The sequence below is a fragment of the Litorilituus lipolyticus genome (genome assembly GCF_006439335.1).
GTDB lineage: Bacteria > Pseudomonadota > Gammaproteobacteria > Enterobacterales > Alteromonadaceae > Colwellia > Colwellia lipolytica.
Map to the genome: position 1 here is coordinate 133,481 of NZ_SAWY01000036.1, position 13,441 is coordinate 146,921.

General features: G+C 39.4%; 12 protein-coding genes. 2 read left to right on the forward strand and 10 right to left on the reverse strand.

Annotation, left to right across the window (positions count from 1 at the left end; translation table 11 throughout):
• Positions 1-100: 100 nt before the first annotated feature.
• The 9 genes from EPA86_RS14055 to EPA86_RS14095 all read right to left on the reverse strand — a co-directional run bounded on the left by EPA86_RS14055 (position 101) and on the right by EPA86_RS14095 (position 10,117).
• A complete protein-coding gene (locus EPA86_RS14055; protein ID WP_140604683.1) occupies positions 101-1,012 on the reverse strand; it encodes a substrate-binding periplasmic protein in 912 nt (303 codons plus the stop codon).
• 133 nt (positions 1,013-1,145) lie between these two features.
• Positions 1,146-3,233 (reverse strand): ATP-dependent DNA helicase RecG, encoded by a 2,088-nt coding sequence (gene recG / locus EPA86_RS14060; protein WP_140604685.1) that lies wholly within the window; start codon positions 3,231-3,233, stop codon positions 1,146-1,148.
• Between the two features lie 24 nt (positions 3,234-3,257).
• The gene (gene trmH / locus EPA86_RS14065; RefSeq protein ID WP_140604687.1) at positions 3,258-3,965 is read right to left on the reverse strand and encodes a tRNA (guanosine(18)-2'-O)-methyltransferase TrmH; all 708 of its coding nucleotides are present in this window, start codon (positions 3,963-3,965) and stop codon (positions 3,258-3,260) included.
• A gap of 88 nt (positions 3,966-4,053) precedes the next feature.
• Complete coding sequence (locus EPA86_RS14070) at positions 4,054-4,443, reverse strand: RidA family protein (protein WP_140604689.1); 390 nt, start codon at positions 4,441-4,443, stop codon at positions 4,054-4,056.
• A gap of 29 nt (positions 4,444-4,472) precedes the next feature.
• Entirely contained in the window at positions 4,473-6,581 is a 2,109-nt protein-coding gene (spoT, locus tag EPA86_RS14075) for a bifunctional GTP diphosphokinase/guanosine-3',5'-bis pyrophosphate 3'-pyrophosphohydrolase (protein WP_140604691.1), read from the reverse strand.
• Between the two features lie 178 nt (positions 6,582-6,759).
• Complete coding sequence (gene rpoZ, locus EPA86_RS14080; protein WP_140604693.1) at positions 6,760-7,047, reverse strand: DNA-directed RNA polymerase subunit omega; 288 nt, start codon at positions 7,045-7,047, stop codon at positions 6,760-6,762.
• Positions 7,048-7,245: 198 nt separating this feature from the next.
• Positions 7,246-7,884 carry a guanylate kinase gene (gene gmk / locus EPA86_RS14085; RefSeq protein ID WP_425462576.1) on the reverse strand — a complete coding sequence of 213 codons (639 nt, stop codon included), beginning with the start codon at positions 7,882-7,884 and terminating at the stop codon, positions 7,246-7,248.
• A gap of 142 nt (positions 7,885-8,026) precedes the next feature.
• Complete coding sequence (locus tag EPA86_RS14090) at positions 8,027-9,214, reverse strand: amino acid aminotransferase (protein WP_140604698.1); 1,188 nt, start codon at positions 9,212-9,214, stop codon at positions 8,027-8,029.
• Between the two features lie 192 nt (positions 9,215-9,406).
• Complete coding sequence (locus EPA86_RS14095) at positions 9,407-10,117, reverse strand: DUF445 domain-containing protein (RefSeq protein WP_140604700.1); 711 nt, start codon at positions 10,115-10,117, stop codon at positions 9,407-9,409.
• Positions 10,118-10,378: 261 nt separating this feature from the next.
• Between EPA86_RS14095 and EPA86_RS14100 the strand changes: the two genes are divergently transcribed.
• Positions 10,379-11,251, forward strand: a complete 873-nt coding sequence (locus EPA86_RS14100) for a peptidylprolyl isomerase (protein WP_140604702.1) — start codon at positions 10,379-10,381, stop codon at positions 11,249-11,251.
• Positions 11,252-11,428: 177 nt separating this feature from the next.
• Complete coding sequence (traF, locus tag EPA86_RS14105; RefSeq protein WP_246058400.1) at positions 11,429-12,844, forward strand: conjugal transfer protein TraF; 1,416 nt, start codon at positions 11,429-11,431, stop codon at positions 12,842-12,844.
• Positions 12,845-12,873: 29 nt separating this feature from the next.
• On the opposite strand, the gene greB is transcribed toward traF, so the two are convergent.
• Entirely contained in the window at positions 12,874-13,359 is a 486-nt protein-coding gene (gene greB / locus EPA86_RS14110; protein WP_140604706.1) for a transcription elongation factor GreB, read from the reverse strand.
• Between the last annotated feature and the right edge of the window lie 82 nt (positions 13,360-13,441).

A 13,441-nucleotide genomic window follows, 5' to 3' on the forward strand; every position in this document is an offset into this window, starting at 1 on the left:
TTCCCGATTACTCCGCGTGTTTCATGTTTGGCTGCTGCACTATTTTCAAGTAAGAAATTAGTGGGCAGCCTTTTTTATGCATGAAGGCTTATAAATTTGCTTAGAAATCTAACTGACAACCACTGCCTAAATTTACGATTCTATCGGTTTCACCACTTTGTTGAAATTCAAGCAATGCTAGATTGATATCGTCGAGTAATGTGTATAACTCGGGATACTGTTGGCTAACTGCAAAATATAAATGATTGTATTTTAACACTGGTTGTACGGCTTCTACGCCATTTAATAATGCTTGCTTATTTCTATTAGAGAGATTGGAAAAGCTCACACTAAAATTAAATACTTCAGGGTCACCGACAATCAGATCAACACGTTTTGCAACAAGGAGCTTCATTAATTGCAATTCATCTACCGCATCAATAGTCATAAATTGCTCACTATCCATCATGGCATCAAACTCTGGTGTATTTTGATAACCACGAACTACACCGATCATCTTTCCCTTTAAATTACTTAAGTCTTTTTTAAGTTCAAATTCGTCACCTTTTCTTTTCATTAACGCTAATTCTCCGCCTGAAAATCTATTTGATAAGGCCAAGAGTTCCCGACGCTTTTTACCTTCAATGACGTCTGAAGGGGCAGTACTTTCAATAAAGTACTCAGGAAAAAGTATATCCATATCCCCTTGTTCTACTAATTTCACGGAACGTGCCCATGGGTAGAAATGAATATTAACTTGATAGCCTTTACTTACTAATACAGCGACAGTAAATTGAAATACCCAACCATTGTTACAGACTTCTTCGCTAATATAAGGAGGCCAATTTAATGTGGCGAGATTCAGTATTTTGTTAGACTCTTTATTAAATTGATAGCCGTTTTCAGTTTTTACACCTTGAACGGAATGTTCAATATTATTTTTGAAGTAACTCACCGTTAAGTTACTTGCCACCAAAGACATAGGAGCAATAGATAGGCTACTTAGTAGAACGAATAAGAAAAGAATTTTCATTGGTGTTATCCAATCACAGCAGATAAAAACTCAAATAAATGGCTTTAACTGCCCTAAAGGTCTTTATTTAGTAACTATAGTCGCCATTGGCTCATATGCAAAGGTAAGTGCTTTAGGTGAGATAAGGTTGTCTTTATGCGTTTGAAAAACGTTCTTTATTACCGAGCCAACGCTGAATAAGTGCTTGGCTTTGCATCGGATGTTGTCTTGCCATTAGATAGGCTTTTTGCTGAATGTCACTAATCAAGTAGGCATCACGAACTAAGTCAGCAATCTTTAATTCAGCAAGGCCTGTTTGCCTAGTACCGAGCAATTCGCCAGGGCCTCTAATTTCTAAATCTTTTTCAGCGATGACAAAGCCGTCATTACTTTCTCGAAGCACGGCTAATCGCTTGGTGGCGGTTTTAGATAAAGGAGGCTTGTACATTAGTACACAATGAGAAGCAATGGAACCACGACCCACTCGCCCTCTCAGTTGATGCAGTTGCGCTAAGCCTAAGCGCTCTGGATTTTCGATAACCATCAGGCTGGCATTGGGTACGTCGACACCAACTTCAATGACAGTTGTAGCGACTAATAAGTGCAATTCACCCGCTTTAAAATTATCCATTACCGCTTGTTTCTCAATGGCTTTCATTCTGCCATGAACTAAGCCTACTTTAAGCTCGGTTAGTTGTGCTTGCAAATATTGAGCAGTATCCTCAGCGGCTTGGCATTGCAGTACTTCAGATTCTTCAATAAGGGTACAAACCCAATACGCTTGTCGGTTATCTTGGCTGCATGCTTGTCGAATGCGTTCAACAATATCGTCCCGTCTACTATCAGGTAAAGCAATGGTATTAATTGGTGTTCTACCTGGTGGTAATTCATCAATAACGGAAGTGTCTAAGTCGGCATAGGCTGTCATGGCAAGCGTACGTGGAATAGGGGTTGCTGTCATGATCAGTTGATGAGGAAATTTATTATTAAATGCACCTTTATCACGCAAAGATAAGCGCTGTTGAACGCCAAATTTATGCTGTTCATCAATAATAACCAGTACCATATTTTTGAAAATTACATCGGCTTGAAATAAAGCATGGGTGCCTATGACCATTTGCATGTCACCGTTGGCTATTTGTTCAAGGGCAAGTTTTCTCGCCTTTGCTTTAGTTTTTCCAGCTAACCAACCAACAGAGATATTAAGTGCTTGTAACCAATTTTGAAAATTAATGGCGTGCTGCTCTGCTAGAATTTCAGTCGGTGCCATTAAGGCAACTTGATAACCTTGACCAATAGCCGTTAGCGCTGATAACGCAGCCACTAAGGTTTTACCTGAGCCTACATCACCTTGTACTAAGCGCATCATAGGTAATGATTTAGCTAAATCATTTTGCACCTCATTAACTACGCGTGTTTGAGCGTTGGTTGGTGAGAATGGCAAGGAATCAAGAAATTGCTGTGATAATTCTTCATTCACCTTTAATGAAATAGCTTCATGAATATCACTGTTTTGCCTTAACTTTTGCATGCTTAGGTTATGAGCAAGTAATTCCTCTTTAATTAATCGTAACTGCGCTGGGTGTTTACCTTGTTCTAGCTGCTCAACGGAGATATCAGGTGGTGGTCGATGAATAATGGTGAGTGCTTGGCTTAGTGAGTATTGTTCATCAAATAATGCATCGGGCAGCAGTTCATCAATAATCCCCCGTTGCAATCGTTGTAGTGCTTGCTCACTTATACTTCGCAAAGATATTTGTCTTAAGCCATCGGTACTTGGGTAAACAGGGGTTAAGGTTTCTTCAACGGGTGTTAACGGTGAATCTTGATCCAGTGCTTTGTATTCAGGGTGAACAATTTGATAGCCTCGAGGGCCACGTTTTATTTCACCATAACAGCGGATTGCACGACCAATACTGAGATTGTTTTTTTGGCTGGCTGAAAAACTAAAAAAACACAGTTGAATATTGCCTGTACCATCATTAAGTGTCACCACTAACATACGTCGCTTGCCGTGTGTTATTTGGCTATTGGTTATCTCACCGATGATATTGGTTGACGTGCCGGGTAACAGGTCTCTTATGCTAGTTACCCGTGTTTTATCTTCGTAGCGTAACGGCAAATGAAATAGCATGTCTTGCACAGACACTAGGCCTATTTTCTCAAGTTTACTTGCTAAGCTTGGGCCTACACCTTTAAGACTGGTTAGGCTTACTTGAGAGAGTTTAGTGAGTGCTTCCATGACTATGGGGGTTACCTATGTGGTTTAGTCATCAATATGCTGCCAAGCATCTTTATTCATCTGCATTTTTTGCCACCAAGCTTCATCAGCAACTATTTGCCCTTGCTCATCAATGGCAGGATAGGGCAAGCCTTTACGTTGACAGGCTTCAGCAAAAATGGGGTGTCCGCCCTCAAACAATACTCGTTGACGTCGTTCTTCACTTAACCTAGGTTTATCGTATAGACCCGCGAGTTGTCGTTGTCTTTGGGCTTCATATAATACTACAGAGCATGCAACAGAGACATTCAGCGATTGCACCATACCAACCATAGGTATGATGATATCTTGATCGGCAAGCGCTAGAGCTTCTTTAGAGGCTCCAAATTTTTCCTGGCCTAATATGATGGCAGTCGGCTTGGTGTAATCAATTTCTTTAAAGTCTACCGCAGTATCTGATAAGTTAGTGACTAATACTTGCATACCTTGTGCTTTCAGTGCCGCAATTGCATCAGCTGTTTGGTGATAATTGTGAACATCAATCCAGTTTTGGCTACCTGCGGCACTGCCACCTCTAACCTCTGTTTCTTCACTTTTCCACACCGCATGAACATCGCTAACACCAATAGCATCGCAAGTTCGAACCACAGCAGCTAAATTGTGATGCTTGTGGACGCCTTCCATACAAACCGTTAGATCTGGTTGGCGTTTGTCTAACATAGTATTGATACGATCAAGTCTTTCTGGTGTCATAGTGTTATTAATTCTTAAGTGAATGCTTGAGCTATTCGAATATAAAATAGCTCAAGTGAGAGGGTTAATTTTTCTAGGGGTGGCTAGCTTATGTAACGCTTGGTAATTCCAATACACCATCAATTTCAATAGCGACATCTTTTGGTAATCTTGAAACTTGTATCGCAGCACGTGCAGGGTAAGGCTGCTCGAAATAACGCGCCATGACTTCATTTACCGTGGCAAAATTACTTAAATCAGTCATGAAGATATTTACTTTAACCATATCGTTAATAGAACCGCCTGCGGCTTCACACACGGCAGATAAGTTTTTGAATACTTGTTCTGCTTGTTCGGCAAAATCGTCAGAAACGACTTCCATGGTTTCAGGTACTAAAGGAATTTGACCTGATAAATAGACCGTGTTTTTTACTTTAACTGCTTGGCTATAGGTACCAATGGCACTTGGGGCTTTATCTGTTGAAATTATGCTTTTCATAGTTAATCCTACTTCAAATTTTATAGTTTTTACTTGTTACGGATGACGCGCTGAACATCAACCATAACTTTAATTTTTCTAATAATATCAGCTAAATGAATACGGTCGCGACAGGTGATTTCCATATCAATAACATATAAGCCAGAATCCTTTTCACCCGAATTAAGGTTATGAACATTTGAGCCACTTTTGGCGACTACACTGGTTAATAGGGCTAATGCACCTTGATGATTGATAATTTCTACCCGTAATTTAGCAATAAACTCTCGGTCTATATCGGTATCCCATTTTACTGGGAATAAACTGCCTTGCTCATGACCTTTAATATTTCGACAACCATTTTGATGGACCATTAAGCCTTTCCCTGGGCTTAAATAAGCTAAGATGGAATCGCCAGGTATAGGACGACAACATTTACCATAGCTAACCAACATGCCTTCAGTGCCTTTAATTGGCATTTTGGCCTTACTGACATTATCATTTTCTTCAACATCTTCAGTGAATTCGTCAGTAAGCTGCCTTGCAATACCTATGCTAAGGGCATTACCTAGACCAATATTGGTGATGAGCTCATCAAAGCTTTCATTACCACTTTGCTGAACAACTTCATCAATTTTTGCTTGCTCAATGTCATCTATTTTCGTTTTACCTAAAGCATGACTAAGTAATCTAAGACCCAGAGCATGTGATTCGTCTTTCTCTCTAGAGCGTAAATAGGTTCGTATTTGTAGACGCGCTTTGGCGGTAACGACAAAGTTTAACCAAGTTGCGTTAGGTCTTGCCGCCGCAGAAGTGACGACTTCAATTGTTTGACCAGAATCTATAGGTTGGCTTAATGGATAAGGCTTTCTATCAACTTTTACCCCAACACAAGAATTACCTACATCGGTGTGTACTGCATAAGCAAAATCGACAGCTGTTGCTCCCATTGGGAGTTCAATGATGCGACCATCAGGTGTAAAAACATAAATCTCTTCAGGGAATAAATCAGATTTTACGTTTTCAATAAACTCAAATGAGCTACCAGCACTCTGTTGCAGCTCAAGTAAGCTTTGCATCCAGCGTCGAGCTTTCATTTGCGCAGTTGTGCCGGTGTCATCGCCTGCTTGTTTATAAAGCCAGTGTGCAGCGACACCCATGTCTGCCATTTGATCCATATCTTGCGTTCTGATTTGAATCTCTACAGGAATACCGTGCGGACCAATTAACGAGGTATGCAGTGATTGGTAGCCATTAGTTTTAGGGATGGCAATATAGTCTTTGAAGCGAGTTTCAATAGGCTTAAATAAGTTATGTACTGCCCCAAGCGTGCGATAACAGTTATCTATTTTTTCATCAACAATAACCCTGAAGGCGTAAATGTCCATGACTTCATTGAACATTAACTCCTTATTTAGCATTTTACGATAAATAGAATACAGGTGCTTTTCTCTGCCCGTTATTTGCGCTTTTATACCGCTTTCTTCAAGGCGTGCAGCTATTTCTTCCTGAATATTATTTACAATGGCCTTACGATTGCCACGAGCACTCTTCACGGCTGATGCTAATGCACGTGAGCGCATAGGATAAAGAGCCTGAAAGCCTAATAATTCCAATTCATTCTTAATATCATGAATACCAAGGCGATTGGCAATTGGTGCGTAAATATCTAAGGTTTCACGAGCAATACGTCGACGTTTATCAGGCCTTAGTGAGCCTAATGTACGCATGTTATGAGTTCTATCAGCGAGCTTTATTAAGATAACGCGGATATCTTGCACCATGGCAAGTACCATTTTACGGAAGTTTTCCGCTTGCATTTCTTCTTTGTTATCAAACTTAAGTTTATCTAGCTTACTAACCCCTTCCACTAGTTCTGCTACAGTATGACCAAACAATTCTGCTAGCTCATCTTTAGTCACTTCAGTGTCTTCAATGACATCATGCAATAAAGCCGCCATAAGCGTTTCGTGGTCAAGGTGCATTTTAGCTAAATTGATGGCAACAGCGACAGGGTGAGTAATGTATGGATCACCACTTGAACGCATTTGTCCTTCATGTGCATCTCTGGCCACAATATAGGCATGCTTGAGTAGATCAATTTGTACTTTTGATAGATAGGAAGAGCTGAGTTCTTTTAAAGGTTCAAATAGGTACACCTACCACTCCAAATCGATAAGTAATTTGAGTATATATACTAGAATACGCGGCATTTTTATTAAATGCAAAGCAATAAAAAACGCGTAACCAGTCTGCTTTGAGTAACAGAGTTAGGTACGCGCTTTTCGTTAAGTTAAATTGACCTTTTCTTATAAATAGATATGAAAAGGCTTAAACTTAACTTAATTCGTCTTGTTGACCACCAACAATTGCAGCTACTGCATCTAATTCAGCAGTATCTTGTTCAATTTGTTCTTGGCGCTCTGAGTTATCCATTACTTCAGTAGAAATTAAATCAGCTTCAATTTCACGTAAAGCAAGTACCGTTGGTTTGTCATTTTCAATATCAACCAAAGGTTCTTTTCCGCCCGTTGCAATTTGACGAGCACGACGTGATGCAACTAACACCAAGTCAAAACGATTACCGATTTTTTCTACGGCATCTTCAACAGTTACGCGAGCCATTTGGTCACTCCAACTAATAAAATAGTTGCGTAGTTTACTGTTCGCTTGCTAATTAAGCAAGTATCAGCCCATATAAATGACTAATAAACCTGAGTTCAAGCGAATAAGGTCGTAAATTCCACAACTTTACGGATAAAAAAGGTTTTCTCTATTCACAATATTTACTTGCGAATGTAATCACTTAGTTTCTTGAGTAATTTATTTAATTAATTCACTAAGTAGTTGTTCATGCTTTTCAATTTGTTGATTACATGTAAGTCTTTGATTATATACGATGGTCTTCAAGTCAGCCAATGCTTGGCTAAAATCATCGTTAATGATGATGTAATCAAATTCATTAAAATGAGAACATTCTGCTTGTGCTTCAGCCATGCGACTTGCAATAACTTCATCACTGTCTTGTCCTCGACCGCGTAAGCGATTTTCGAGTTCTTGCTTGGATGGAGGGCTAATGAAAATGGTTGTTACTTCTGGTTTCTTTATACGTACCTGCTGAGCACCTTGCCAATCAATATCTAGAAATACATCAATACCTTGGGCAAGCTGAGCATCTATCGCGGCTTCTGAGGTGCCGTAATAATTACCAAAGACTTCAGCGTATTCGTAAAAAGCACCTTGGCTGATTTGGCTTTTAAATTCATCTACTGAAACAAAGTGATAATGCTCACCATTTTGCTCGCCTGGACGAGGGTCGCGCGTTGTGTGTGAAACAGAAACTTGCATAGCACGTGTGTTGTCATCATGGCTTTTTTCAAGTAGCGCTTTGATTAGACTAGACTTTCCTGCACCACTTGGTGCAGATAGAATAAATAAGTTACCTGTAACAGACACGGTAATTCCTCAATAATTTTAATCTGGATATTGCTCGTGAGTCGGGATGAGTGACATCAAAAATTAAGCAATAAAAAAGCTGAGCGATATTTTACTCTATTCGAATAAAAAAAGCTCAGCTTGTTTGCTTTAGCTAAAGTTGCGTTAATTAAAGTACTTTAGCAATTGATTTAGCAAGGTAATCAACATTGCTATTAGCAATGCCCGCAATGCTCATACGGCTAGAGCCTACCATATAAATGCTAAACTCTTCTTGTAAGCGTTGTACTTGTTCTGGCGTAATACCCAAGAAAGAGAACATACCGCTTTGGCGTGTAATAAAGCTAAAGTCACGCTCAACACCATTTTCTACTAATTTATCAACGATAAGTTGACGATTACCGTTAATGCGATCGCGCATTTCTTGTAACTCAGCATACCATTGGTTGCGTAATTCATCAGAGCTTAAAATAGTTTCTACAATGGCGGCACCATGTGCAGGAGGCATTGAGTAAATAACACGAACAACAGATAATAAAACTGAATGGGCGATATCAGCACTGATGCTTGATTCACCTATGATAGTACAACCACCAATACGTTCGCGGTATAAACCAAAGTTTTTAGAACATGAACTACAAACGATCATTTCATTTACAGTATCAGCCATTAAGCGTAAACCGTAAGCATCTTCATCTAAACCTTCACCAAAACCTTGATATGCCATATCAATCAGTGGTGTAAATCCAACTGATTTAGCAACATCAGCCACTTGTTGCCACTGTTCTTTATTTAAATCCATACCACTTGGGTTATGACAACAAGCATGTAATAACACTACATCATCGCTAGCCACTGCTTTAAGGGCCGTTAACATGCCGTCAAAATCTAAGTTTTTATTTTCGTAGTCATAATATGGGTAGGTTTTAACGGTAATGCCAGCCGCTTCAAATAAGCCCGTATGGTTAGCCCATGTTGGATTACTAACCCAAATAGTAGCACCCGCTTTACAACTTTTGATAAATTCAGCAGCAACTCTTAGTGAACCTGTGCCACCTGGTGTTGAAACCGTACGCGCGCGGTTGTCAGCTAATACTTTATGATCGCCAAAAATGAGCTCAGCCATTTTCTCGTTAAATAGCTCAGACCCTGTTGGACCAATATAAACTTTACTGTCTTCGGTATTTAGGCGATGTAATTCAGCTTTTTTAACACAATCAAGTACGGTGGTTTCACCTGCTTCATTCTTGTACACGCCAACACCCAAATCGATTTTATTTGGATTGTCATCTTTTCTATATTTAGCCAATAACCCTAAAATTGGGTCGGCAGGCAAAGCCTTTAAACTACCAAACATGACAGAAGTTTACCTTTTGGTTCGATGGATGTTAGCTAGCAATTACGCCACTGTAAAAAGCAGCAAAACACCCGATTAATTAAGGCTCAAGCATAACGTAATTTCACCTGATACTTAAAGGTTTTTAACGTAATAATCTATATTTATTTCATCTATTTTTAGTATACAAAATTTTACGGGTTTACAGTGCTATTAGAGGGTATTGCTTAGGGCGGCAATTAAGCCAATTAAACCACCAAAAACCCCTCCCCAAACTACTAGCCAGCCTAAGTGTTTACGTATCATTTCTTGGATGATTTCTTTCACAAGTTGCGGGGTTAATTCATTTAAGCGCTTTTCGATAATGTCGCTTACTTTTTCTTGCATACCGGCAATAACATCGGGTTGCTCAAGTTCATCGCGTAATAGCTGCTTGAAATGATCGGTACTGGTAATATCTTGCACAGCTTCTTTCATCTTCTCAACAAAAGGCGCTCTCATCGGTTGAATTGCTTCACTGCCACCAACCATGGCTAGCATACCACCAAAAGAAGAGTTTTCGATGACCGTGACTAAGCTGTCAAAAGCGGGTGATAAATCGACTTTTTCAATGATGGGATGTAAATCTATCGCGCTAGCATTACCTGAACTATCTGAGAGAAATCTATCGATATTTTCTTGAGTAAAAAATTGCGTCATCATCAGTTGACGAATGCCCAATTTAAAATCTTCAAAACGTGCTGGAATAACACCTGAACCATAAAGTAAAGGTACCTTTTCAAACAACATATGAATAGCGACCCAGTTTGTTACAGCGCCTGATAAAGCAAATAAACCAACAGTAAATAAAATAGGTTGCCCTAAGGTATAGCCCAAAATAGTTGCAATTAAGGCCAAAGTATTGGTGATAACACTTTTATTCATGAACTTTCCATTCTAATTAAGGGATGTTGATTACCTGTCGCATACATTGTGTTTATGCTTAGCACTCATGTTTTATCGGCCATATTGAGCAAGTCACTAAATAGAATTTTGTGGTAATGCTCTTTCGATAGATCAACACTTTCCTGATGAACAATAACTATCGCTATAGTAACAAAAAGCATTAGTGCTGGTACAGCAAGGCTTTTTTTGCTTAACTGAGCGGCAATTTAATTATAAATAATGCGGGTTTAAGGTTTTACTATGAAAATTAGTATCTATTTTATGGGGCTAATAGCCAGTTTGCTATGTGTGACTTCATGTAGTGCAGATAATAATGATAAGGAATGGCGAGCACTTGATAATAAAAATACCGTTTTACTTACTTTGCCTCATGGTAAAGTCATCATTGAGCTTGCACCGCAATTCTCTCCTAAACATGTCGCACAATTTAAAGGTCTAGTTAAGCAAGGTTTTTATGATGGCATTACTTTCAACCGGGTCATTGATGGTTTTGTTGCTCAAGCAGGTCCAAAAGAAGATAGCGAGAAAGATAAGTCAGTACCATTGGTGGGCATGGAAAGTCATTGGTCAACGCCAGCAACTTGGTCATTTACTAAAGTGCAAGATAAAGACTTTTATGCTGCTCAAACAGGCTTTAAAGATAGTTTTGCCGTTGCCTTTGAGCCTGCAAGTAAAGCAGAAAGCACTGGCAAAGCTTGGTTAACGCATTGTCCAGGTGTGCTAGCAATGGCAAGGCAAAATGAAGCTGATTCTGCCTCAAGCCACTTTTATTTTGTCATTGGGCAAGCACCACGTTATTTAGATGGCATTATGACGATTTTTGGTCGAGTGGTTTACGGCATGCAGCATATTCAAGCAATCCAACGAACAGCAGCCATTGAAGGTGAGTACGCAGTAGATAGTCGTGAACATACACCAATAGTGAAAATGGAAATGATGGCAGATGTACCCAAAGAGCAGCAAATCATAATTGAAGTGGAAAACACTGATTCACCCGCATTTGCAGAGCGGATAGAAAAGCGCCGCCACCGCACTCATGAATTCTTCTACCAAAAACCACTACCTGTGCTTGATGTTTGTCAAATTCCATTACGAAGTCGGTTAGTTAAGTAAATAGTGTGATAACAATTGTAATACCTTTGTTAAATTCTTTTTAGCGATATTGAGTTGAGTTACAAATACGGAGATAATAGAGCAAGTAATGAACTGAGGTTGGAATAATTGCTTGTGAAGTCCCCATTGTCGCTAAAATGTTGTAAAAAAAGTGCGCTAGTAAAATCTGGCTTACTAGTGCTATCGGCCCTGGGTTCTACAACGGTTATAGCTGATATACAGCCTCAAAGCGCTAGTCTGAATTATTCACAAAAAGCATTATCAAATGCAGGCAACCCAGCCGCGGCGGCCTTAGTCATTAAACGAAAAGATCCTCATGTGATGACTGGTGGCTCAATAGAAATTGGTGCGGGCTTAGAGTATGGCGATTTAGATGAGCTATTTTCTAAGATAGATGATATCTCAAATGCCTTTAAACCACCTGAAGATGATGGTAGCAATCCGCCTCCGCCTCCTACACCCGAAAATCCGATCAGAGATTACACTTGGGATGATTTACTACTCGAGTATCCTGAATTAGCAGATCGATTAGATGCACTGGAAGATAAAGTTGTTAGCGCTGCTGGCCTATTAGCATTGATTGCTTCAGAGGGTTACGGAAAAGCTGAAGCAACCAGTAATGCTAGTTTTGTGTTAAATGAAGATTTATACGGTGGTTCGTTATTAATGAGCATGGCGCTTAAAGGCAATGCCAAGGTTGTTGGATTACTTGAAACGATTGAGTTTGATAGTGACCAAGCCCTTGAAGCTTTAAAGACAATACCTGAATTTGATGAAACAGATCCTATTCAAGAGTTAGATCTCTCAGGCGGGATTTCACTGTTCTATAACCCCGCTAACCAAAAAGTTAAGCTACACATAGATAACGATAGTCTATTGTTAGTTAAATCAACAAAAATTATGGAGTTTTCATTTGCTTACAGTAAGCAAGCGTATGAATCAGATGCTGGTGCACTTTACTGGGGAGTAAAGCCTACTTTTTATCGAGTCGGTTTAACAAATGTTAGTGCAAGACTAGGTGAAGTGACTGATGCTGAAGCCATTTTTGAAGATATTAAGAACGCAGATTATGTCTATAAAAATGGTTTTGACTTTGATTTTGGCGCTGTTTGGGCTGCACCCCATTATCAACTCGGTGCGACACTAACTAATGTTATTGAAAATACCTACCGTTTTCCTGAACTTGATCGGGAAAAATTTAACTCACCAAAGATATTACAACAATTAGATCATCATTCAGAGTTTACTATGCAACGGCAGGTGAAATTTGAAGCCGGTATTTTTACTGAGCAAAGACACTGGAGTTTGCATGCAGAATTAGATGCTAACCCGGTAGAAGATCCTATGCGCGATAGATACCAATGGTTGACAGTAACAGCAGGCTATGCAGCAGATAGTTGGTGGTTACCCAGCGCTCGCGTTGGTTTTAGTCGGAATTTGGCAGGGACAAAACTGGGTTATTTAAATGCCGGCGTAACCTTTATGAAGTTTGTTAATTTAGATGTTGCCACAACATTAGATACGGTTACTCTTGATGGTGAAAAATATAGGCGTGGTATCAATGTTCGCTTAGGTGTGCAATTTGACTATTAAGAAAAAATGACTCTATTAAGATCACTTTATTAGTTATTTCCTAGGTCATATTTTATGGCAATAATATCAAACACTCGTTCACCTTCAGGAGTTTGCACTACAACTTCATCGTCTAGTGATTTACCAAGTAAAGCTCTTGCCATGGGAGAGTCGATGCTTATTTCACCACGCTTTACATCCCACTCATCGGGACCAACGAGTCGATAAGTGACTTCTTTATCTTCTTCATTAACTAATGTAACCCATGCACCAAAAAATACACGTCCTTCTTGTTGCTTGTCAGGATAAACAATAGTGAGTTCTTCAGTACGTTTTACTAAAAAACGAACTCGGCGGTCAATTTCTCTTAATCGTTTTTTACCATAAATATACTCAGCATTTTCACTACGATCACCTAATGCTGCGGCTTCACTGACTGAGCGCGTAATTATGGGCCTTTCTTCTTTCCATAAATATTTCAGCTCTTGATCTAATCGATCCCAGCCAGCTCGGGTAATGTAATTTGTTTTTTTCATCTGTTAGCTATGTTTTACAGGCTATTTAGTGCAAATAATAACAAAATTAGAAACGATATGTTGAAAACTCGTTTTCTGGTAT

Coding starts and splice junctions, on each gene's coding strand:
- recG (WP_140604685.1), bottom strand. CDS start 3,233: ATGGAAGCACTCACTAAACTCTCTCAAGTAAGCCTAACCAGTCTTAAA.
- EPA86_RS14055 (WP_140604683.1), bottom strand. CDS start 1,012: ATGAAAATTCTTTTCTTATTCGTTCTACTAAGTAGCCTATCTATTGCT.
- EPA86_RS14070 (WP_140604689.1), bottom strand. CDS start 4,443: ATGAAAAGCATAATTTCAACAGATAAAGCCCCAAGTGCCATTGGTACC.
- rpoZ (WP_140604693.1), bottom strand. CDS start 7,047: ATGGCTCGCGTAACTGTTGAAGATGCCGTAGAAAAAATCGGTAATCGT.
- greB (WP_140604706.1), bottom strand. CDS start 13,359: ATGAAAAAAACAAATTACATTACCCGAGCTGGCTGGGATCGATTAGAT.
- EPA86_RS14095 (WP_140604700.1), bottom strand. CDS start 10,117: ATGAATAAAAGTGTTATCACCAATACTTTGGCCTTAATTGCAACTATT.
- trmH (WP_140604687.1), bottom strand. CDS start 3,965: ATGACACCAGAAAGACTTGATCGTATCAATACTATGTTAGACAAACGC.
- EPA86_RS14090 (WP_140604698.1), bottom strand. CDS start 9,214: ATGTTTGGTAGTTTAAAGGCTTTGCCTGCCGACCCAATTTTAGGGTTA.
- EPA86_RS14100 (WP_140604702.1), top strand. CDS start 10,379: ATGAAAATTAGTATCTATTTTATGGGGCTAATAGCCAGTTTGCTATGT.